Origin of the sequence: Streptomyces sp. NPDC017246 (genome assembly GCF_044331325.1) — a bacterium.
Taxonomy (GTDB): domain Bacteria; phylum Actinomycetota; class Actinomycetes; order Streptomycetales; family Streptomycetaceae; genus Streptomyces.
In genome coordinates this window covers 176,974-198,035 of the sequence record NZ_JBIRMW010000006.1, presented here as the reverse complement: position 1 = coordinate 198,035, position 21,062 = coordinate 176,974, and the positions used below count along the sequence as shown (strand labels likewise).

Genomic DNA, 21,062 nt, shown 5'->3' with positions numbered 1-21,062 from the left:
GATGGAGTGAAACCGGTCAACGGCCGGATCCGGCACGTGCGTTTGTCGCGTTGATTCCGGTACGGGCACTTGCCCGCACACCTCCGGAAGGCAGGAAGCCATGAGGCAGATTCGCCGAAGTGGTCTGGCCACACTGTTGGTCACGGGTGGGGCGCTCGCCCTCTCGGCCGGCGCCGCGCACGCCGACTCCGGCGCGCAGGGCGCCGCGGTCGGTTCGCCGGGCGTCGGCTCCGGCAACACGGTTCAGCTGCCGGTGCACGTGCCGGTGAACGTCTGCGGGAACACGGTCAACGTCGTCGGCCTGCTCAACCCGGCCTTCGGCAACAGCTGTTCCAACCGATCCGCCGAGAAGGAGCCCGACGGCTACGGATCGGAGGACGGCGGCGGCCGGTCCCACAAGGACGAGCCCGGCACCCCGCGCGGCGGAGAGCAGGCCGGCGGCCAGCACGGCGGTGGCTCCTCCGACGGCGGTTCCTCCAACGGCGGCGGCTCCACGGCCGAGACCCACGTCGCGGGATCTCCCGGCGTCCTCTCCGGGAACGGCCTCCAGCTCCCCGTCGACCTCCCCGTGAACATCAGCGGGAACTCGGTCAACGTGGTCGGCATCGCCAACCCGGTCTTCGGCAACACGTCGGTGAACGGCCCCTCGAAGCCCGAGCAGCCGATCGAGACGCCGACCCCGCGCCCGCAGACCCCCGTCCGGAACGTGCCGGTCCCGCAGACCGAGACCGAGACGGAGAAGCCGGCCCCCGCGCCGCAGGGTGAGACGAGCACGGTCGCGCTGGCCTCCACCGGTTCGGACACCGTCGGCTACGCCGGATCCGCGAGCGCCGCGCTGCTGCTCGGCGGCGCCCTGCTGTACCGTCGCGCGCGCCGCGCCGGAGACCAGGCCTGAGGGTCCCGTCCTCGCGGCCCGGCCGACGTGCGCTGACACCCGAGCCGTCAGCCGTGTCCCCGGCCGGGGGCGCTCTCGCCGCCGCGACGCCAGGCCCGGAGCACCGCCTCGATGGCGGAGGCGACCCTCGTCCGGGCCTGGTGTCGAGGAACCCCTCGCATCAGCAGCGAGTCGTACGGTGTGTCGACATGCCGTACGGAGGCGCGCACCGCGGCCGTGACGGCGCCGCGGTCGAGCGAGCGGCCCGCCGCGGTGCGCCCCACCCGCCCAGTGCCCTTCGCGGAGGAGTGGACGGCGATCTCCGTGGCCCGGTCCGCCGGGCAGGACGGGAAGAGCCGCAGGATCTCCGTCCGGAGGACCTCGGTGATCTCGGCGTCGAGCGCCGCACGCCGCTCCGCGTCCCTCGCCCGGCGCCTGGCCCGGGCCTCCGCGTCCGCCAGGCAGGCCAGTTCCGCCTCGGCCAGCGCGGCCTCCTCGACGAGCAGGCCCTGGCGCTCGTACCGCGTACGGCGCCGGTTGTGACGTACCACCACGGCCCAGAGCGTGCTGCCCTCGCGGGCCCGGCGGGTGAGCGCCGTGTCGCCGCGGCGCAGGAAGACGAGATGTCCGAGGTCGGCGCAGTCCAGACAGACCGGGGCGTTGAACTCGACGATCATCCGCTCCAGCGGCCCCCGCAGGCACTCGGAGCAGCGGCGGCGCCGCAGCGGCTCGACGACGACGGGGGCGACGAGGTCCATGTCCGCGCCCCGTTCAGCGGAGGCCGGGCGCGGCGGCGGAGATGAACACGGCGAGTGCCTCCTTGGCCTCCGCGGAGCGGCGGGCGCGCTCCGCCTCGCCCTCCGCCTCGTGCATGCAGTGGGTCTCCTCGAAGGCGCGCTCGGCCAGCCGGCGGACGTCCGGGTCGTCGCACACCAACTGGACGCGGAACAGGGCCTGCCGGGCGGCGGTGCGCTGTCGGTAGGAGGCGTGGCGGGATTCCTCGGCCTCCTCCGATCCGGGCTCCTTGAAGGTCCGGAACCAGCGGTCGTTCTGACTGTGCCGGTAGTCGACGACGGCGCCCGCGTACGCGCTGTAGGTCGCGATCCGCTCCTGGCGCAGCTGTTCGGTCCGGGCCAGCGAGGCGGTGCGCTCGGTGACCCGCCCCTGGAACCAGTACGTGGCGATGACGCCCAACAGGGTTCCCGCCACAGCTATCAGCGCCACATCCATGACCGACCGCCCCTCCCGTCTCCCGCGGACCCTCCGGCCCGTGGATCCCCAGTGCTCTAGATCATGACAGGAGGGAGGGAGGACGTCACTGCCGGTAGCCGCTGAGGAAGCGGCCGATGCGGCTGATCGCGGCGTCGAGGTCGTCGGCGTACGGCAGGGTCAGGATGCGGAAGTGGTCCGGGCGGGGCCAGTTGAAGCCGGTGCCCTGGACGACCTGGATCTTCTCCCGCAGGAGCAGGTCGAGGACGAACTTCTCGTCGTCGTGGATCCGGTGCACCTTCGGGTCGAGGCGCGGGAAGGCGTACAGCGCTCCCTTCGGCTTCACGCAGGAGACGCCCGGGATCTCGTTGAGCTTCTCCCAGGCCCGGTCGCGCTGTTCGCGCAGCCGGCCGCCCGGGGCGGTGAGCTCGTGGATCGACTGCCGGCCGCCGAGCGCGGCCTGGATGGCGTACTGGGCGGGGGCGTTGGGGCAGAGTCGCATGGAGGCCAGCATGGTGAGGCCCTCCAGGTAGTTCCTGGCGTGCTGCTTCGGGCCGGTGACGACCAGCCAGCCGGAGCGGAAGCCCGCGACCCGATAGGTCTTGGAGAGCCCGCCGAAGGTCAGGACGACCAGGTCGGAGGCGAGGGAGGCGGCCGGGTAGTGGACTGCCTCGTCGTAGACGATCTGGTCGTAGATCTCGTCGGCGAACACCAACAGGCCGTGGCGGCGGGCGAGGTCGAGGATGCCCTCGACGATCTCCTTCGGATAGACCGCGCCGGTGGGGTTGTTGGGGTTGATGATCACCACGGCCCGGGTCCGGTCGGTGATCTTCGACGCCATGTCGTCGAGGTCCGGGTACCAGTCGGCCGACTCGTCGCAGAGGTAGTGCACGGCCTTGCCGCCGGCGAGGGTGGTGACCGCCGTCCACAGCGGGAAGTCGGGGGCGGGGATGAGGACTTCGTCGCCGTCCTCCAGGAGCGCCTGTACGGCCATGGACACGAGCTCCGAGACGCCGTTGCCGAGGAAGACGTCGTCGACGTCGACCTCGGGGAGGCCCATGGCCTGGTAGCGCTGGGCCACGGCGCGGCGGGCGGAGAGGATGCCCCGGGAATCGGTGTAGCCGTGGGCCTTCGGGAGCATCCGGATCATGTCCTGGACGATCTCCTCGGGCGCCTCGAAGCCGAAGAGCGCCGGGTTGCCGGTGTTGAGGCGCAGGACGCTGTGGCCGGCCTCCTCCAGCGCGTTGGCGTGCTCGATGACCGGTCCCCGGATCTCGTAACAGACCTCGCTCAGCTTGCTCGACTGCCGGAACTCCATGTCCGACCTCCCCAGGTCCCCGGAATCAGTGTTGCTTGGTTTTACCAAGTAAGAGCTTGGAAAGTCCAACAACATGTCTAGACTGCGTCGCATGCCACGTCAGCCACGCCGCCGCAGCTACGACCAGCACTGCGCCGCCGCGCGCGCCCTCGACCTCGTCGGCGACCGCTGGACCCTGCTCGTCGTCCGCGAACTCCTCGCCGGGCCGCGCCGCTACACCGACCTCCACGCCGACCTCCCGGGCGTCAGCACCGACATGCTCGCCGGCCGTCTCAAGGACATGGAGAGCGCCGAGCTCGTCACCCGCCGCCGACTGCCCCCGCCCGCCTCGGCGTCCGTCTACGAACTCACCCCGCGCGGCCGCGACCTGCTGCCCGTGCTGCGCACCCTCGCCGCCTGGGGCGCGCCCGACCTGGGCGAGCCGCGCCCCACCGACGCCGTCCGCGCGCACTGGTACGCCATCCCCCTCCTGGGGGCGATCGCCGAGCTGGGCGCCGGAGTCGTCCAGGTGACCCTGGACGAGGGCGAGTTCCACGTACGGGTCGGGGACGACGGAGCCGTGTCCTACGGGGACGGGGTGTTCGGGGCCGGTACGACGGAGGTGCCGGACGCCCGGCTGAGGACCGACACGCCGACCTGCCGGGCGCTCGCGGGCGGGGAACTGACGCTGGCCGAGGCGATCGAGGCGGGGCACGCGGCTCTCGAACGACCCGTGCGGGCCGCCTCGGCGTAGACGGACGCGGGCTCCGCCCGGCTCAGTGGCGGCCGGGCTCCACCGCCAGGCTCCGGGCCAGCCGGTCCCGGGCCTCGGTCTGCGCCGCGATCCGCGCGTCGAGCACGGCCAGCCGCTCACGGGCGATCTCCAGACCGCGGGCGGACGGCGGAGCCGAGGACACATCGCCGTCGAGGCAGGCACGGAACGCGGACACATCGTCCAGAGTGAGCCCCGCGCCCAGCAGGTACCGGATGTTCGCCACGCGGGTGACGGCGTCTTCCCCGTACACCCGGTAGCCGTTGGCCGCACGCTCCGACGTGATCAGCCCCGCCGTCTCGTAGTGGCGCAGGGCGCGCGGCGACGCGCCCGTCCGCCGGGCCAGTTCACCGATGCGCACGGGCGCCACCTCCGCGCCCAGTCGTATCACGCGACCAGCGCGCCCCCGTCGACAGGCAGCACCGTCCCCGTCAGGAAGGCGGCGTCCGGCGCCGCGAGCGAGGTGATCGCCCAGGCGACCTCCTCGGGCCTGCCGATCCGGCCCAGCGGGGTGTGTGCGAGCTGCCACGCCCGCAGCGCCTCCAGCTTCTCGGGGGAGAGGCCCATGTGGTCCGCGATCGGGGTCTCGATCGCGCCGGGCGCGACCGCCACCACCCGCACCCCGTCGGGCGCGAGCTCCACCGCCCAGCAGCGGGTCAGCGTCTCCAGGGCGCTCTTCGTCGCCGGATACACGGAGTTGGCCGGCCAGCCGCGCTGCCCGATCGTCGTCGTCACGTTCACCACGACACCCCGGGACTCCCGGAGCGCGGGCACGGCGGCCTGGGTGAGCAGGACCGGGGCCACGAGATTGGTCTCCAGGAGCGGGGCGATCACGGAGCGGCCGAGGGTGCCGAGCGGGCCGCCCGCGGAGATCCCGGCGTTGTTGACGAGGACGTCGAGGCGGCCGTGGGCGGTCAGAGCCGCTTCGACGATCTCCCCGGGGGCGCCCTCCGCGGTGATGTCGGCGACGAACGGGTGGATCCCGGCGTGCCCCTCGGCGGTCTCCCGCAGCGGCTCCTCCCTGCGGCCGACGGCGACGACGGTCGCCCCCTGCGCGGCGAAGGCGCGAGCGGTGGCCCGGCCGATGCCGGTGCCCGCGCCGGTGACGACGACGACCCTGGTGGGTGTGATGGTGTCCATGAATCCGGTGGTCATGAATCCGATGGTCGGACCATGACGCCAGTGACAAGGTCAAGCCGTGACGTACGACGTGGCACACGGACTCCGGAAGGGCAGGGCGGACGGGATGCGATACGAGGCGATCACCTGGGAACGGCTGGCGGAGACGCTCGCCGGGCGCCTCGACGCGTCGGCGCACGGCCCGGACGGCGGATGGCTCAAGGTCGGCATCGACGGGCCGCCCGCCGCACCCGGGGGCGAGCTCGCGGGGCTCCTCGCCGAGGCGCTGCGGACGCGAGGGCGCGCCGTCCATGTCGTCGGAACGGCCGGCTTCCTGCGGCCCGCCTCCCTGCGGTACGAGTACGGGAAGAAGGACCCGGACGCGTACTACGACGGGTGGACCGACACCGGGGCCCTGTGGCGGGAGGTCTTCGGGCCGCTGGAGCCCGGCGGCACCGGGCGCGTCCTGCCCGACCTGTGGGACCCGGTGAAGGACCGCGCGACCCGCAGCCCGTACGTGACGCTGCCGCCCGGCGGGGTGCTCGTGCTCCACGGACCCTTCCTGCTCGGTCACTGGTTCCCCTTCGACCTCACCGTGCACCTGCGGCTCTCGCCCGCCGCTCTCGCCCGGCGCACGGAGGAGTCCTGGACCCTGCCCGCCTTCGCCCGGTACGAGACGGAGGTCGGGCCCGCCGAGGCCGCGGACGTCGTCGTCCGTGCGGACGACCCGCGCCACCCGGCCTGGACGGGACTCGACACCTAGGGAGTCCTGCCCGGACGCGATACCTCCGGGATCCCGCCCCCTCCGTCAGTCACCGACCTCCCGGTCCCGCTGCCGGTCCGGGGGTCTGCCGCCCACCACCGTGACGGCCTCCGCGCCCGCGCGGCAGCCTGCCTCGGCGGCCTTCGCCGGGTCCGCGCCGGCGAGCCGGGCCGCCAGGAACGCGCCGGTGAACGCGTCGCCCGCACCCGTCGAGTCCACCGGCCGCACCCGGGGCGCGGACACCCGGGCGGTGACCTCGCCGCCCTCGGCGACCAGCGCGCCCGCCGCGCCGAGAGTGACCACGACCAGCGGGAAACGCCGGCTCAACTCGGCCGCCGCCGACTCCGGTTCCCGGTGTCCGGTGAGCGATCCGGCCTCGTCGGCGTTGGGCAGCAGGGCCTCGGCGCCCTCCGCCACCGCCAGGAACCTCTCCACCCCCAACTCCGCCAGGAACCCCGCCGAAGCCGGGTCGACGCTCACCGGAACGCCCGCGTCCCGCGCGTCCCGCAGGGCCCGCCGCACCGTTTCGCGGCTCGGAGCGGCGAAGAACAGGTAACCGGAGAGATGCAGCCGGGCCACGCCGTCGAGCAGGTCGGCCGACCAGTCGCCGGGGGAGAGGCGCAGCGCGGCGCCGCTGTCGGTCAGGAAGGTGCGCTCCGCCGAGGAGTCCACGAGCGCGATCACGGTGGCCGTCGCCGCCTCCGCGTCGGGGACGAGCAGGGGGCGCACGCCCGCCTGCCGCAGCGCCCGCTCGTGCCAGCCGGCCGCGTCCGTCCCCACCCGGCCGAGGAGCCGCACGTCGCCGCACCCGGAACGCGCCGCCCAGCAGGCCGCGTTGGCCCCGGCGCCGCCCGGGAGGGTCCGGATCTCCGCCGCCGTGTCCGTGGCGGGGGCGAGCGGGGTCCGGTGCCGGGCGACGACGTCCGTGACCACGTCCCCGACCACGAGCAGCGCACCCGCCGCCGGGCTCACCGGCCGCCCGCGCCGTGCGTCTCCGGGCCAAGCGCGTCCGTGGTGTGAGTACCCGGGTCACGCGACTCCGCGCCGCGCGTTCCCGCGCCGCGCGTGTCCATGCCGCGCGCCCCGGCGTACGCTCCCGCGATCCGCGCCGCGAGCCGCACATTGCCCCGTACCGCCGCGAGGTTGGCCTCCAGGGACGCCCCCTCCGTGTGCACCGTCAGATATTCGAGGAGGAACGGTGTCACCGCCTGCCCGGTGATCCTCTTCTCCCTCGCCGCCGCCAGGCCCCCCGCGAGCACCCGGTCGTGCAGCGCGGGGTCCAGCTGCTCCGCCACCGGAACCGGATTCGCCACGACGAGCGCGGCCCGCGGCCCGCCGAGCCGGTCCTGCGCCCGTATCACCCCGGCCACCTCCTCCGGGGTCCGCAGGGTCCAGTCGACGGGCTCCCCCGAGGAGGCGAGGTAGAAGCCGGGAAAGTGCTCCGTCCCGTACCCCACGACCGTCACCCCCAGCGTCTCCAGGCGCTGGAGCGTCGCGGGCACGTCGAGGATCGACTTGACCCCGGCGCACACCACGGTGATCCCGACCCCGGCGAGCAGGCGCAGGTCGGCGGACTCGTCCTGCGTCTCGGCCCACTCGCGGTGCACCCCGCCGAGACCGCCGGTCGCGAACACCCGTATGCCGGCCGAGTCCGCCAGCCAGGCCGTCGCCGACACCGTCGTCGCCCCGGTCACCCCGGTCGCCAGGGCGGGGGCCAGATCGCGGTGCCCCAGCTTCCGTACCGCCGGGTCCTCGGCGATCCGGGTCAGGGCCGCCCGGTCCAGTCCGACCCTGGCCGCCCCGTCGACGACGGCCACGGTGGCGGGGACGGCGCCCCCGGCCCGTACGAGCTCCTCCAGTTCCAGGGCCACGGCGAGGTTGCGCGGGCGCGGCAGGCCGTGGGCGATGATCGTCGATTCCAGCGCGACGACGGGACGCCCCTCGTGGAGGGCTTCCCGTACCTCTTCGGACACCTGTGTGGACATGTCCCATTCCTGGCGCGACCTCGGGCCCCGCAAACCTCGCCGGCGAGCTCCGGCCACACGGCGGGGGCGCCTTCGGATTCCGTCACGGAGCGCCCGGCGCGGTCGCCCGAGGGGGCCGCGCCACCCGTCCGGCGCTGCGCCGAAGGGGTCGTGCGGATTTCGTCGTCGCAGCCGGATCCGGGCATCGCACCTGGTGGGAGGCGAAGCGGAGGGCTTTCGTCCAGCCGGTCCCGGCCTCGGAGCGGCCCCGGACCCCCGCTACAGTCACCGCCCATGACGACACATGACCAGCCCTCCTTCGCCGTGCACATTCCCGACGCGGAGCTCGAGGCGGAGCCGCTCGACCCCACCCAGATCGTCTCCGGCACGCCCGAGGTGACGGGCAAGGTGCTGTGGGAGTCGGCCGACGGCAAGCAGCTGCGCGGCATCTGGCAGATCACGCCCGGCGTCGTCACCGACACCGAGGCCAACGAGCTCTTCGTGGTGGTCTCCGGCCGGGCGACCGTCGCCGTGGAGGGCGGGGCCACCCTGGAGATCGGACCCGGCGACGCCTGCGTGCTGCGCGAGGGCGACAGGACGACCTGGACCGTGCACGAGACCCTGCGCAAGGCGTACCACATCAGTCTCTGAGGCCCCTGGGGACCCTGAAGTCGCAAGGGTCAGAACCGAGTTGAAAGTCTGGTAGGAAACCTTCCTATCGGCTAGCATCCCTGGCAGCGGCTCGGCGCGGCGCCCCACCCCAAGGACGTGACGCGCTCAGTGAGAGCTCTGACCCGGCCGCCGAGCACCACCCCGCCGTGTGGCGCCCCGAATCGCCACCCGGCCGGTCGCCCGTGTCCGTACCCACGGCACGGGCGCCCCGGCCCGCTGCCGCGCGGCCGGTCCGTGGTGCGCCGCACCGGTGTCCAGCTCTCGCCGACCCCACAGGCCAGGGAGCCCAGGTATGCGCCTGAACGCCTCCGCCCCACCCCACGGCACCACCCGCCGACTGCCCCTCGTCCTCACCGCCGTCCTGCTGCTCGTCGGCGGACTCCTCCTCGCCCTCCCCGAACGGGCCGGAGCCGCCGCCGACGTCCTGATCTCCCAGGGCCGCCCGGCCACGTCCTCCTCCGTCGAGGACAGCTCGTTCGGCCCGGAGAAGGCCTTCGACGGCGTCTCCACCACCCGCTGGGCCAGCGCCGAAGGCGTCGACCCCCAGTGGATCCGGGTCGACCTCGGCCCCTCGGCCACCGTCTCCCGCGTCAAGCTCGTCTGGGAGGCCGCGTACGCCAAGGCCTACCGCGTCGAGATCTCCACCGACGGCACCACCTGGACCCGCCTCGCCAACGAGACCGCGGGGAACGGCGGCACCGACGACTGGACCGGACTCACCGGCCAGGGCCGCCACCTGCGCGTCTACGGGACCGCGCGCGGCACCTCGTACGGCTATTCGCTCTTCTCGGTGGAGGTCTACGGCACCGCCGACACCACGACCCCGCCCACCGGCTCCTTCACCGTCGTCGCGGCCGGTGACATCGCCGCCCAGTGCACGGCCTCCAGCAGCTCCTGCGCCCACCCCAAGACCGCCGCCCTGGCCCAGCGGATCGCGCCGTCCTTCTATCTGACGATGGGCGACAACCAGTACGACGACGCCCTGCTCTCCGACTTCCGCGCCTACTACGACAAGACCTGGGGCGCCTTCAAGGCCAAGACGCGGCCCGTGCCCGGCAACCACGAGACCTACGACCCGGCCGGCCCGCTCGCCGGCTACAAGTCGTACTTCGGCGCGATCGCCTACCCGCAGGGCAAGCCGTACTACAGCTACGACCAGGGCAACTGGCACTTCGTCGCCCTCGACTCCAACTCCTTCGACGACGCCGCGCAGATCCAGTGGCTCAAGGACGACCTCGCGCGGAACACCAAGGGCTGCCTCGCGGCCTACTTCCACCACCCGCTGTACTCCTCCGGCGGCCACGGCAACGACCCGGTCTCCAAGCCGGTCTGGCAGATCCTCTACGGGGCCAAGGCCGACCTGGTGCTCAACGGACACGACCACCACTACGAGCGGTTCGCCCCGCAGGACCCCGACGGGCGGGCCACCGCCGACGGCATCGTCGAGATCGTCGGCGGCATGGGCGGCGCCGAGCCCTACGACATCGAGACCGTCCAGCCCAACAGCCAGAAGCGGATCAGCGGACCGTACGGCGTCCTGAAGCTGGACCTCACCGACACCACCTACACCTGGCAGTACGTCGGCACCGACAACCAGGTGAAGGACTCCGGCCCGACCTACACCTGCCACTGATGTACCTCGCGACCACCGGTCGCCCGGACGCGCCGCCCACCCCCACGGGGGTCCGGCGGCGCGTCCCCGGCACCGTCCTCGCCCTCGGCGCGGTCAGCCTGGTCACCGACATCTCCTCGGAGATGGTGACCGCCGTCCTGCCGCTCTACCTGGTCCTCGGACTCGGCCTCTCCCCACTCCAGTTCGGGCTGCTCGACGGCCTCTCCACCGGCGCCACCGCGCTCGTACGGCTCCTCGGCGGAGCCACCGCCGACCGCGGCGGGCGCCACAAACAGGTCGGCGGACTCGGCTACGCCCTCTCCGCCTGCTCCCGGCTCGGCCTCCTCCTCGCGGGCGGCGCGACCGGCTGGATCGCGACCGCCCTCGCCGCCGACCGGCTCGGCAAAGGCGTCCGCACCGCCCCGCGCGACGCCCTCATCACCCTGCACAGCCCGCCCGAGGACCTGGGACGGGCCTTCGGCACTCACCGCGCCATGGACACCACCGGCGCCCTCCTCGGCCCCCTGGCCGCCTTCGCCCTGCTGTGGGCGACGGCCGACGCGTACGACGCCGTCTTCGCCGTCAGCTTCTGCGTCGGGGCGTTCGGCGTCCTGCTCTGGCTGCTCCTCGTCCCCGGGCGGACCCCCGGCGACAAGAAGCGGACCCCCGGCGGCAAGAAGAGGCCGGCCCCTCCGCCGCCGCCACGCGCGCGTGGCGGACTCCTCGCCGGGCCGCGCTCGCCCGGGTACCGCCGCATCGTGCTCTGCGCCGGGCTCCTCGGAGCCGCCACCGTCGGCGACTCCTTCCTCTACCTGCTGCTCCAGCGACGGCTCGCGTTCGACGCGACCTGGTTCCCGTTCCTGCCGCTCGGCGCGGCCGCCGTCTATCTGGTGCTCGCGGTCCCCGCCGGACGCCTCGCCGACCGCCTCGGACGGCGCGGCCCCCTCCTGTACGGCCACGGAGCCCTGCTCCTCGCCTACGGGCTGCTCCTCACCCCCCTGCCCGGCACAGCGGTCCTCCTCGGCGTGCTGCTCCTGCTCGGGGTCTTCTACGCCACCACGGACGGGGTCCTGATGGCCCTGACCGGCCCCTTCCTGACCGAGGGCCGGCAGGCGGGCGGCCTCGCGGTCGTCCAGACCGCGCAGGCCCTCGCCCGGGTCGGAGCGGCCGTCGCGTTCGGCGCCGTCTGGACCGCGAGCGGGCCCGGGACGGCGCTCGTCGCGGCGATGCTCGCCCTCACGGCCGCCCTCTGCTGCGCCGCCCGCCTGCTGCCCACCTGCCCCTCGGGCAACGGCGTCCCCAAGCCGTCCGGGAGCGTCGTCCCCGAGCCCTCCGAGAGGACCGACTGACCCATGTCTGCCCCGACCGGCGCCCGCCCGTCCACCCGCACGCGCGTGTGGATCCTCGTACTCGCCCTGCTGCTGCTCGGCGGCGGAGCCACCGCCTACACCCTGCGGGCGGCCTCGGGGCGCGAGGCCGCGGCCACCGGGACCGCCGACCCCGGCTTCACCCTCGACGGCGGCACCGGCGCGCTCTACGCCCGGGACACCGCGAGCGGGCGCGTCGCGCGCGTGGACCCGTCCGCGCCCGGCGGCCGGGTGGTGGGCGGCCCCTCCTGCGACCGCTTCCACGCGGCCGGTTCCACCGCCCTCTGCCTCCAGCGCCGGCCGGGCGTCCCGGCCCGCTCGTACGTCCTCGTGCTCGACCGGCGGCTGCGCGAGGTGCGCCGCATCGGCCTGCCGGGCATTCCCAGCCGGGCCCGGGTCTCGGCCTCGGGAAACATGCTCTCCTGGACGATGTTCGCCACCGGCGACTCCTACGCGCGCTCGTCCTTCTCCACCCGCACCTCGATCCTGGACCTGCGCACCGGCTACCTGGTGAAGAACATCGAGCAGATCCCCCTCACCCTCGGCGGCCGCCGCCACCACGCCCCCGACGTCAACTACTGGGGTGTCAGCTTCGCCGCCGACGACAACCGCTTCTACGCCACCGTCTCCACGGCCGGCCGCACCCATCTCGTCGAGGGCGACATGAGGAACTGGTCGGCCCGGGCCCTGCGCGAGAACGTCGAATGCCCGTCGCTCTCCCCGGACGGCACCCGGCTGGCCTTCAAGAAGCGGGTGTCCGACGGCCCGCGCGAGCCGTGGCGGCTGTACGTGTACGAGCTGGCCACCGGGCGGGAACACGCGGTCGCCGAACGGCGCGGCATCGACGACCAGGCCCTGTGGACCGACCGGCGGACCCTGGCGTACGGATACGGCGGAGAGGTCTGGGCCGTGCCGGCCGACGGCACGGGCGCGCCGCGCCGACTGGCGCGCGGGGCCTCCTCCCCGGCGGTGCCGCACTGACGGCCCGCCGTGGGAAGGCTCGGGAGGCCCGAGGGCCGGGGCGCACGAGGTGACGCCTCCCGAGCCGGCGGTGACGCCCCCGGAGCCGGCGGTGACGCCCCCGGGGTCATGCCTTCCGGAGCGAGCCGCGGATCGCGAGCGCCGCCATCGGCAGCAGCAGGCACGCGGCGATCGCGTTCAGCGGGCCGTAGCCCGCCTCCGCGACGATCAGACCCGCCGTGAGCCCGCCGACGCCGGCGGCGGTGTTCATGACGAAGTCGGAGAGCCCCTGGACCGCCGCCCGCGCGGCCTGCGGCACCGAGTCCGTGAGCAGCGCCGAACCGGACACCAGCCCCGCCGACCAGCCCAGACCGAGGACGAAGAGACCGACCGCGGTCCGGCCGTGACTGGCGCCCGCGGTGCCCGCGACGAGCGCCGCCACACCGATGAGCCCGACCGCGAGTCCGATCACCGACAGCCTTCCCAGCCGGTCGGACAGCCAGCCCATCAACGGCGAGAAGGCGTACATGCCCGCGATGTGCCCGCTGATCACCAGCCCGATCAGCTGGATGTCCGCACCGTGGTGGGTGAGCGCCACCGGGGTCATCGACATGATCGACACCATCGCCGTGTGCGAGACGGCGACGGTGACCAGCGCGAGCCGGGCCCTGGGGGAGTCCCGTACCGCCCGCATCCCGGCGCGCAGCGAACGCCCCTCCGCCGCCTTGTCCGCCTCGGTGTCGGTCAGCGCGCGGGCGGTGAGGAGCGGGTCCGGGCGCAACAGCACGGCCACCACGACCGCCGCCAGCACGAAGACCCCGCCGGCCCACACGAAGGGGCCCGCGGTGGCCGGAATCCCCAGGCCCGCGACGCTCTTCCCGGCCGGCGCGGCGATGTTCGGACCGAGCACCGCCCCGATCGTGGTCGCCCACACGACCGTCGAGATGGCTCGCGCCCTGCGGCCCGGCTCGGCCAGGTCCGCCGCGGCGAACTGGGCCGCCAGGTTCGCCGAGGCGCCGGCGCCGAAGCCGACGAGCCCGACGAGCAGCAGCGGGAAGCTGTCGACGACCGCCCCGAGCACCGCCACCCCGGCACCGGCCGCTCCGATGAGGTACGCGAGGACGAGCCCGGCCCGGCGCCCGCGCGAGGCCATCAGGGCGGCCAGCGGCATGGCGAGGAGTGCGGGACCCGCCACGGTCGACGCCGAGGCCAGACCGGAGAGGGCCTCGGAGCCGCTGACGTCCCTGGCCAGGACGGTGGAGAGCGCGACGCCGGTGGCGATGCCGAGGCCACCGAGGATCTGGGTGAGGATCAGCACGGACTGGACGCGGCGGCGTACGGCCGGGAGCTCGGCTTCGGTGACGGGGGCGGGTATGCGCTCGGGCAGGGTGGCGTCAGGGGCACCGGGGGTCTGGGTCACTTACGTGAGTGTGCCAGCCGTCCCAACCGATGGGAACGGCCCGTACCCCGGAGGGGAAACCCCTGCTCAGAACAGCGGCGCGGGCAGCACGCCCTCCAGCGCCAGCAGCTGTCGCTTGGTCTCCAGACCGCCCCCGAAGCCGCCGAGTCCGCCGTCGCTCTCCACCACGCGGTGGCACGGCACCACCACCGGCAGCGGATTGGAGCCCATCGCCGCCCCGACCGCCTGCGCCGCCCCCGGCTGCCCCACGCGCCTGGCCAGCTCCCCGTACCCGACGACCGTCCCGTACGGCACACCGCTCGCCAGCTCGCGCAGCACCTGCCGGTTGAAGCCGGCCGTCAGGCTCCAGTCCAGGGGCAGGTCGACATCGCCCGGCTCGCCCGCGAAATACCGGTCGAGGCGGCCTATCGCGCCCGCGAGCAGCCCCGAGGCGCGCTCCACCGGAGCCGCGCCGAGCTGGCTCGCCAGCCGGTCCAGCATGTGCTCCCGCCGCGCCGCGTCGGCGTGGAACTCGACCCGCACGAGCCCCCGCCCGGTCGCGGCGAGGAAGAGCGGCCCGATGGCGCTCTCCATGACCGTCCACTCCGCCGGGACGGCCCGCCCGTCACCCGTGGGCCCCGCTTCGATGTCCATGCCGCCCACGGTACGACCCGCCACCGACAGCGGGGGCGGAAACGGCCCCGCCCCGTCCACGGGCCCCTCCGGTCGGGCCGGGGAACCGTCGCCAAGATCACGGACCGGTCTCGCTCAGGTCTCACGACCGGAAATTCCCCGGTCACGTGGTCGCGAGGCGCGCGGCGCGCCATAATCTCGCCCCGGTAGTACTACCCAGCGGTACCGACTGTTTTCGGACGACGTGGCACCAGGGGTGGAGGACATACGCTCATGCAGGGCACGGTCGACGGATTCAGCTACGGGCTCGTCACGCCGGTGGCCGCCTTTCTCATGGCGTGCCTGGGTGGGGCCCTCGGCCTTCGGTGCACCACGAGATCGCTCCGCCACCGCGACAGCTTCAAGGCGGGCTGGCTCGCCCTCGGCGCCACCTCCATCGGCACCGGCATCTGGACCATGCACTTCATCGCCATGATGGGCTTCTCGGTCCGTCAGGCGCCCATCAACTACGACCTCCCCATCACCTTCGCCAGCCTGGGCGTCGCCGTCCTCATGGTCGGCATCGGGATCTTCATCGTCGGATACCGGGGGGCGACCGCGCTCACCCTGGTCACCGGCGGCACCATCACCGGCCTCGGCGTGGCCACCATGCACTACCTGGGCATGGCCGGGATGCGTCTGCAGGGGCGTATCGAGTACGACACCCTCACCGTCGCGATGTCGGTGGTCATCGCCGTCGTGGCCGCCACCACGGCCCTCTGGGCGGCCGTCTCCGTCCATGGATTTCTGGCCAGCCTCGGTGCGAGCCTGGTGATGGGCGTCGCCGTCAGTGGTATGCACTACACCGCCATGTCCGCCGTCAGCGTCCACCTGCACGGCACCGAGCCCGCCGCGGGCACCGGCGACGCCACCTCGCTGCTGCTGCCGATGCTGATCGGCCCGGCGGTCTTCCTCATCCTCGCCGCGGTCGTCGTGATGTTCGACCCGCTGCTCGTCATGGGCGACCCGGACTGGCAGGGGCCCGCGGCGCGGGCCCCGCACCGTCCCGGCGTGCCCGCCCCGCGCCATGTGCCGTCCTACGGCGAGCCCGCCAACTGGACGGCCCGGCCGGCCGGCCGCGGCGCCCGCAGGAGCGTCCCCCGGGGCGGCCACCGGTCCCAGGACTGGTGACGGGACGCCCCCGCGACCGCTGACCGGACCGGCCGCCGGGCCGGGTCGGCGGACTTCGGGACCGGGCGTCGAGCCGATCGGCGCCCGACTGTCGGTGCCGGGTCGTACGGTGGGTGCATGCGGCCCGTTTCCAAGATCGAACGTTCGGTGGCGCCCTTCGAGGTCGTCAGCTCCTACCAGCCCAGCGGCGACCAGCCGACGGCCATCGCCGACCTGGAGCGGCGTATCCGCGCGGGCGAGAAGGACGTCGTGCTCCTCGGTGCCACCGGCACCGGAAAGTCGGCCACCACCGCCTGGATGATCGAGAAACTCCAGCGCCCCACCCTGGTGATGGCGCCGAACAAGACGCTGGCCGCCCAGCTGGCGAACGAGTTCCGCGAGCTCCTGCCGAACAACGCGGTCGAGTACTTCGTCTCGTACTACGACTACTACCAGCCCGAGGCGTACGTCCCGCAGTCGGACACGTACATCGAGAAGGACTCCTCCATCAACGAGGAGGTGGAGCGGCTCCGCCACTCCGCGACGAACTCCCTGCTCACCCGCAGGGACGTCATCGTCGTCGCCTCCGTCTCCTGCATCTACGGTCTGGGCACGCCCCAGGAGTACGTGGACCGGATGGTCCCGCTCAAGGTCGGCGAGGAGCTCGACCGCGACCAGCTGCTGCGCCGCTTCGTCGACATCCAGTACACGCGCAACGACCTGGCGTTCACCCGCGGCACCTTCCGGGTCCGCGGCGACACCATCGAGATCTTCCCGGTGTACGAGGAGCTCGCCGTCCGCATCGAGATGTTCGGCGACGAGATCGAGGCCCTCTCCACCCTCCACCCGCTGACCGGCGAGGTCATCAGCGAGGACCGCGAGCTGTACGTGTTCCCCGCCAGCCACTACGTCGCGGGCCCCGAGCGCATGGAGCGCGCGGTCAACGACATCGAGCGCGAGCTGGAGGGCCGGCTCGCCGAACTCGACAAGCAGGGCAAGCACCTGGAGTCCCAGCGCCTGCGCATGCGGACCACGTACGACCTCGAGATGATGCGCCAGATCGGCTCCTGCTCCGGCATCGAGAACTACTCGATGCACTTCGACGGACGCGACCCCGGCTCGGCGCCCAACACCCTCATCGACTACTTCCCCGAGGACTTCCTGCTCGTCATCGACGAGTCGCACGTCACCGTGCCGCAGATCGGCGCCATGTACGAGGGCGACGCCTCCCGCAAGCGGACCCTGGTCGACCACGGCTTCAGGCTCCCGTCCGCCCTCGACAACCGCCCGCTGAAGTGGGAGGAGTTCCAGGAGCGGATCGGCCAGACCGTCTACCTCTCCGCGACCCCCGGGACGTACGAGCTCTCGCGCGGCGACGGCTTCGTCGAGCAGATCATCCGCCCCACCGGACTCATCGACCCCGAGGTCGTCGTCAAGCCCACCGAGGGGCAGATCGACGACCTGGTCCACGAGATCCGGCTGCGCACCGAGCGCGACGAGCGGGTCCTCGTCACCACCCTCACCAAGAAGATGGCCGAGGACCTCACCGACTACTTCCTGGAGCTCGGCATCCAGGTGCGCTATCTGCACAGCGACGTCGACACCCTGCGCCGGATCGAGCTGCTCCGCGAGCTGCGCGCCGGCGAGTACGACGTCCTCGTCGGCATCAACCTGCTCCGCGAGGGCCTCGACCTGCCCGAGGTGTCCCTCGTCGCCATCCTCGACGCGGACAAGCAGGGCTTCCTGCGCTCCGGTACGTCCCTGATCCAGACGATCGGCCGCGCCGCGCGCAACGTCTCGGGCCAGGTCCACATGTACGCGGACCGGGTCACCCCGGCGATGGAGAAGGCCATCGACGAGACCAACCGCCGCCGCGAGAAGCAGATCGCGTACAACACGGAGCACGGCATCGACCCGCAGCCGCTCCGCAAGAAGATCAACGACATCGTCGCGACCATCGCGCGCGAGGAGATCGACACCGAGGAGCTCCTCGGCAGCGGCTACCGCCAGGGGAAGGAGGGCAAGGGCGCCAAGGCCCCCGTCCCCTCGCTCGCCGCGCACGGCGTCAAGGGCCGGGGCGGGACGTCGGGCTCGACGGTCCAGCTCGGCGACCGGCCCGCCACCGAACTGGCCGCGATCATCGAGGAGATGACCGACCGGATGCGCGCCGCCGCCGCCGAGCTGCAGTTCGAGGTGGCCGCCCGGCTCCGCGACGAAGTGGGAGAGCTGAAGAAGGAGTTGCGCCAGATGAAGGAGGCGGGACTCGCCTGACGGAAGGCGGTCCGATGTGTTGCAAGACCGACACAAATCCGGACCGCCGCTCTGCGGTGTCCATACCTCTGCGTAGGGTGCTGGACAACCGCACGCACCGACAGCGGGCGCGGGGAACGCTAACGAGAGGGGCACACGCGTGACGGTCAACATGACCAAGGGTCAGGCCATCAGCCTGGAGAAGCAGGGCGGAGGCAGCCTCAGCCAGGTACGGATGGGGCTCGGCTGGCAGGCGGCGCCGCGCCGCGGTCTCTTCGGCAAGCGCACGCAGGAGATCGACCTGGACGCCTCGGCGGTCCTCTTCGCGGACAAGCAGCCGGTCGACGTGGTCTTCTTCCGTCACCTGGTCAGCGACGACGGCTCGGTCAAGCACACCGGCGACAACCTCGTCGGCGGAGCGGGCCAGGGCGGGGACGACGAGGCGATCCTCGTCGACCTCCAGCGCGTCCCCGTGCACATCGACCAGATCGTCTTCACGGTGAACTCCTTCACCGGTCAGACGTTCCAGGAGGTGCAGAACGCCTTCTGCCGGATCGTCGACGAGGCGAACGGCCAGGAGCTCGCGCGCTACACCCTCGACGGCGGCGGCAACTACACCGCGCAGATCATGGCGAAGGTGCACCGGGTCGGCTCCGGCTGGCAGATGACGGCCCTCGGAAACCCGGCCAACGGCCGCACCTTCCAGGACCTGATGCCCGCGATCCTGCCGCACCTGTAGGCGGCCCGCACAGCAGGCACCCACAGCTCCCGGAGGCGGCAGGCCACCGGGAGCTGTCCCGCATGAGTCAGACCGTGCACGGAACCGCTTGAGTGCCCGCACCGCACGAACCGCCTGCACCGCACGAACCGCCCGCACCGCTTGCGGCGCACGAACCGCTCGCACCGCACGTACTGCTTGAACTGCTTGAACTGCTTGAACCGCGCCGGGAAACGCTGAGGGGACAGAGTCGATGACGGCCGAGCTGGTCCGGGGGCAGAACCACCCCCTGCCCGACACCCGACTGGAGATCCGGGTGTCGACCGGTCACCCTGTTCTCGCCGGAGCCACGCTCTGCGACGAGCAGGGCAGAGTGCCGGGCGTGGAGTGGCTCGCCCACCCCGGCTCGCCCTCCCTCCCCGGTGTCGACGTCCCCGGGCAGGCGGCCGCCGACCACCGTCTCACCGTCGACCTGGAGGCCGTGCCCGGCGCCGTCCACCGCGTCTCGGTCCTCCTCGCGCTGCCCGCCGCGCACGCCGGCGGAACCGCCCGCTTCGGCACGGTCGCCGCCCCCTTCGTCGCCGTCGCCGGCCTCGACGGCACCGAGATCGCCAGCTACACGATCACCGGCCTCGACAGCGAGTCCGCCGTCATCGCCCTGGAGCTGTACCGACGCCAGGGCAGCTGGAAGGTGCGGGCCGTGGGCCAGGGTTACGAGGGCGGGCTCGCCGCCCTCCTCGGCGACCAGGGCCTTGAGCGCCCGGCCGACCTGGCCGCGTCGATCCTGGAGACGGTCGCTCCGGGGCCCGCCCCGGTCGCCCTGCCGCTGCACGTCCCCGACGCGGAGCGCGTACGCGAGGCGGCGCCGGTGACCGCGTCGGAGCCGTCCCCGACCGCTCCGGTGTCCCCGCCGCCCACCCCGGTGACGGGCACGGGCGCGCCCACGCACGCGACGGGCACGGGTACGCCCACCCCGGTGACGGGTACCTCCACCTCCGGCGGCACCGGGGGCGGCCCCGTCGACTACGCCCACCCCCGCCGCCGGGCGACGCCCGCGCCGGAGCCCCGGCAGGCTCCGCCCACCCCGGTCGCGGGGGACGCGTCGGGATGGTCCATGGACGAGCGCCTGTACAACCAGGTGTGGGGCATGTTCGAGGACCTGGCCCGTACCGCCGCCGCCTACCGCAGCGCCTGCGACTTCGCCGAGTCCCGGCTCGACCGTGAGCTCGACGAGACGCTCTCCGACTACCGCGCCCGGGGCGGGGGCGCGAACGACGCCGCGCGGGCCGCCGCCCGCGCCCGGCACGACGAGCTGGTGGAGCGGGCGCGGGAGGTCCTGGACCGCGATCTCGCCCAGCTCGCGGCCGAGTCCGAGGTGGTGGAGCCCGCCCTGCCGGTGGCCTTCGCCCGCTGGGACAACCCCGTCTGGCACGCCTACCGCCTTCCGGCCGAGGACCCGATGGCCGTCCGCCTCGGTGATCTCCACCTCCCCGAGCGGACCGATCTGCGGATCCCCATGCTCGTCCGGCTGCCGCTGGAGCGCGGCCTCTGGGTGGACAGCGGCCGAGGCCGCTCCGAGGCCGCCGGTCTCCTCGACGAGGTCGAACTGCGGCGGCTCGCCCTGGACAGCGCGGTCGCGCACGCGGCGCGGCTGCTCGCGGCGCACCCGGCGGGACAGTTCACCGTCCATGTCGTCGACCCGGCCGGCGCGGGCGCCGCCGCGCTCGCGCCGCTCGTGGAGTCGGGTGTCCTCGCGGCCCCGCCGGCCCGGGGCGCGGCCGGGGTCTCGGCGGTCCTCGAGCAGCTCACCGAGCGGGTCGACCTGCTGCAGATGGCGCTGCGGGGCGGGGCGTCCGACGCCCTGCCGCCCGGTCTGGACACGGCCCGGCAGCTGCTGCTCGTGCATGACTTCCCGCACGGCTTCGACGACCGGGCGGTCACCCGGTTGCGGTACCTCGCCGACGAGGGCCCCTCGGTCGGCGTCCATCTGCTGATGGTCGCGGACCGCGAGGACGCGTCCGCGTACGGGCCGCTGCTCGATCCGCTGTGGCGCTCGCTGCTGAGGCTCACGCCCGTCGCCGACGACCACCTCGCCGATCCCTGGGTCGGCCATGCCTGGTCGTACGAGCCCCCGATCCTCCCGCCGGGCAGCGGGGTCCTCCGCCAGGTCCTCGCGCAGGTGGCGGCGGCCCGCCACGGGAAGCGTTTCTGACCTGGTCTTTTGAGGGCTCTTTGCCCTCTCCTTTACCTCCTCTTGGTCTTTCGGGTAATGTTCTCGGTGCGGAGGGGAGTACTCCCCATGCG

General features: G+C 73.3%; 20 protein-coding genes. 11 read left to right on the top strand and 9 right to left on the bottom strand.

Annotation, left to right across the window (positions count from 1 at the left end):
- Positions 1 to 100 precede the first annotated feature (100 nt).
- On the top strand, positions 101 to 895 hold the full coding sequence (locus tag ACH4MY_RS16210) for a chaplin (protein ID WP_398003184.1): 795 nt from the start codon (positions 101 to 103) through the stop codon (positions 893 to 895).
- Between the two features lie 47 nt (positions 896 to 942).
- Here ACH4MY_RS16210 and ACH4MY_RS16205 read toward each other — a convergent pair whose 3' ends face one another.
- The 3 genes from ACH4MY_RS16205 to ACH4MY_RS16195 form a co-directional block, all read right to left on the bottom strand.
- Entirely contained in the window at positions 943 to 1,632 is a 690-nt protein-coding gene (locus ACH4MY_RS16205; protein ID WP_398003181.1) for a DUF2293 domain-containing protein, read from the bottom strand.
- A gap of 13 nt (positions 1,633 to 1,645) precedes the next feature.
- On the bottom strand, positions 1,646 to 2,104 hold the full coding sequence (locus tag ACH4MY_RS16200; protein WP_398003178.1) for a hypothetical protein: 459 nt from the start codon (positions 2,102 to 2,104) through the stop codon (positions 1,646 to 1,648).
- 85 nt (positions 2,105 to 2,189) lie between these two features.
- Positions 2,190 to 3,401 (bottom strand): pyridoxal phosphate-dependent aminotransferase, encoded by a 1,212-nt coding sequence (locus tag ACH4MY_RS16195; protein WP_398003176.1) that lies wholly within the window; start codon positions 3,399 to 3,401, stop codon positions 2,190 to 2,192.
- Positions 3,402 to 3,492: 91 nt separating this feature from the next.
- Here ACH4MY_RS16195 and ACH4MY_RS16190 point away from each other — a divergent pair, with 91 nt between their 5' ends.
- Positions 3,493 to 4,134 carry a winged helix-turn-helix transcriptional regulator gene (locus tag ACH4MY_RS16190; protein ID WP_398003173.1) on the top strand — a complete coding sequence of 214 codons (642 nt, stop codon included), beginning with the start codon at positions 3,493 to 3,495 and terminating at the stop codon, positions 4,132 to 4,134.
- A gap of 22 nt (positions 4,135 to 4,156) precedes the next feature.
- On the opposite strand, the gene ACH4MY_RS16185 is transcribed toward ACH4MY_RS16190, so the two are convergent.
- Together ACH4MY_RS16185 and ACH4MY_RS16180 are read right to left on the bottom strand one after the other, a co-directional pair.
- On the bottom strand, positions 4,157 to 4,513 hold the full coding sequence (locus tag ACH4MY_RS16185; RefSeq protein WP_398003170.1) for a MerR family transcriptional regulator: 357 nt from the start codon (positions 4,511 to 4,513) through the stop codon (positions 4,157 to 4,159).
- Between the two features lie 26 nt (positions 4,514 to 4,539).
- Entirely contained in the window at positions 4,540 to 5,307 is a 768-nt protein-coding gene (locus ACH4MY_RS16180) for an SDR family NAD(P)-dependent oxidoreductase (protein WP_398003168.1), read from the bottom strand.
- 91 nt (positions 5,308 to 5,398) lie between these two features.
- Between ACH4MY_RS16180 and ACH4MY_RS16175 the strand changes: the two genes are divergently transcribed.
- A complete protein-coding gene (locus tag ACH4MY_RS16175) occupies positions 5,399 to 6,034 on the top strand; it encodes a uridine kinase (protein ID WP_398003863.1) in 636 nt (211 codons plus the stop codon).
- 45 nt (positions 6,035 to 6,079) lie between these two features.
- Here the strand turns inward: ACH4MY_RS16175 and ACH4MY_RS16170 are convergent, their stop codons facing one another.
- Together ACH4MY_RS16170 and ACH4MY_RS16165 are read right to left on the bottom strand one after the other, a co-directional pair.
- Positions 6,080 to 7,006, bottom strand: coding sequence for a carbohydrate kinase family protein (locus ACH4MY_RS16170; protein ID WP_398003165.1), 927 nt, complete (start codon positions 7,004 to 7,006; stop codon positions 6,080 to 6,082).
- Entirely contained in the window at positions 7,003 to 8,019 is a 1,017-nt protein-coding gene (locus tag ACH4MY_RS16165) for a pseudouridine-5'-phosphate glycosidase (protein ID WP_398003162.1), read from the bottom strand. The genes ACH4MY_RS16170 and ACH4MY_RS16165 overlap by 4 nt, the downstream gene beginning before the upstream one ends.
- A gap of 273 nt (positions 8,020 to 8,292) precedes the next feature.
- Here ACH4MY_RS16165 and ACH4MY_RS16160 point away from each other — a divergent pair, with 273 nt between their 5' ends.
- The 4 genes from ACH4MY_RS16160 to ACH4MY_RS16145 all read left to right on the top strand — a co-directional run bounded on the left by ACH4MY_RS16160 (position 8,293) and on the right by ACH4MY_RS16145 (position 12,630).
- Complete coding sequence (locus tag ACH4MY_RS16160) at positions 8,293 to 8,649, top strand: cupin domain-containing protein (RefSeq protein WP_398003160.1); 357 nt, start codon at positions 8,293 to 8,295, stop codon at positions 8,647 to 8,649.
- Between the two features lie 313 nt (positions 8,650 to 8,962).
- The gene (locus tag ACH4MY_RS16155; protein ID WP_398003157.1) at positions 8,963 to 10,303 is read left to right on the top strand and encodes a discoidin domain-containing protein; all 1,341 of its coding nucleotides are present in this window, start codon (positions 8,963 to 8,965) and stop codon (positions 10,301 to 10,303) included.
- Complete coding sequence (locus ACH4MY_RS16150) at positions 10,303 to 11,631, top strand: MFS transporter (RefSeq protein WP_398003154.1); 1,329 nt, start codon at positions 10,303 to 10,305, stop codon at positions 11,629 to 11,631. The genes ACH4MY_RS16155 and ACH4MY_RS16150 overlap by 1 nt, the downstream gene beginning before the upstream one ends.
- A gap of 3 nt (positions 11,632 to 11,634) precedes the next feature.
- Positions 11,635 to 12,630: a TolB family protein gene (locus ACH4MY_RS16145; RefSeq protein WP_398003151.1), complete on the top strand. Its 996-nt coding sequence runs from the start codon at positions 11,635 to 11,637 to the stop codon at positions 12,628 to 12,630.
- A gap of 106 nt (positions 12,631 to 12,736) precedes the next feature.
- Here the strand turns inward: ACH4MY_RS16145 and ACH4MY_RS16140 are convergent, their stop codons facing one another.
- Both ACH4MY_RS16140 and ACH4MY_RS16135 read right to left on the bottom strand, forming a co-directional pair.
- Positions 12,737 to 14,029, bottom strand: coding sequence for an MFS transporter (locus ACH4MY_RS16140; protein WP_398003149.1), 1,293 nt, complete (start codon positions 14,027 to 14,029; stop codon positions 12,737 to 12,739).
- A gap of 66 nt (positions 14,030 to 14,095) precedes the next feature.
- Positions 14,096 to 14,662 (bottom strand): methylated-DNA--[protein]-cysteine S-methyltransferase, encoded by a 567-nt coding sequence (locus ACH4MY_RS16135; protein WP_398003146.1) that lies wholly within the window; start codon positions 14,660 to 14,662, stop codon positions 14,096 to 14,098.
- 252 nt (positions 14,663 to 14,914) lie between these two features.
- Here ACH4MY_RS16135 and ACH4MY_RS16130 point away from each other — a divergent pair, with 252 nt between their 5' ends.
- From ACH4MY_RS16130 to ACH4MY_RS16115, 4 genes are all read left to right on the top strand, one after another.
- Complete coding sequence (locus ACH4MY_RS16130; RefSeq protein ID WP_398003143.1) at positions 14,915 to 15,811, top strand: MHYT domain-containing protein; 897 nt, start codon at positions 14,915 to 14,917, stop codon at positions 15,809 to 15,811.
- Between the two features lie 117 nt (positions 15,812 to 15,928).
- Positions 15,929 to 18,061 (top strand): excinuclease ABC subunit UvrB, encoded by a 2,133-nt coding sequence (gene uvrB / locus ACH4MY_RS16125; protein ID WP_398003140.1) that lies wholly within the window; start codon positions 15,929 to 15,931, stop codon positions 18,059 to 18,061.
- 139 nt (positions 18,062 to 18,200) lie between these two features.
- Complete coding sequence (locus tag ACH4MY_RS16120) at positions 18,201 to 18,779, top strand: TerD family protein (RefSeq protein ID WP_189830500.1); 579 nt, start codon at positions 18,201 to 18,203, stop codon at positions 18,777 to 18,779.
- 232 nt (positions 18,780 to 19,011) lie between these two features.
- Positions 19,012 to 20,970, top strand: coding sequence for a TerD family protein (locus ACH4MY_RS16115; RefSeq protein WP_398003137.1), 1,959 nt, complete (start codon positions 19,012 to 19,014; stop codon positions 20,968 to 20,970).
- The last annotated feature ends 92 nt before the right edge of the window (positions 20,971 to 21,062 follow it).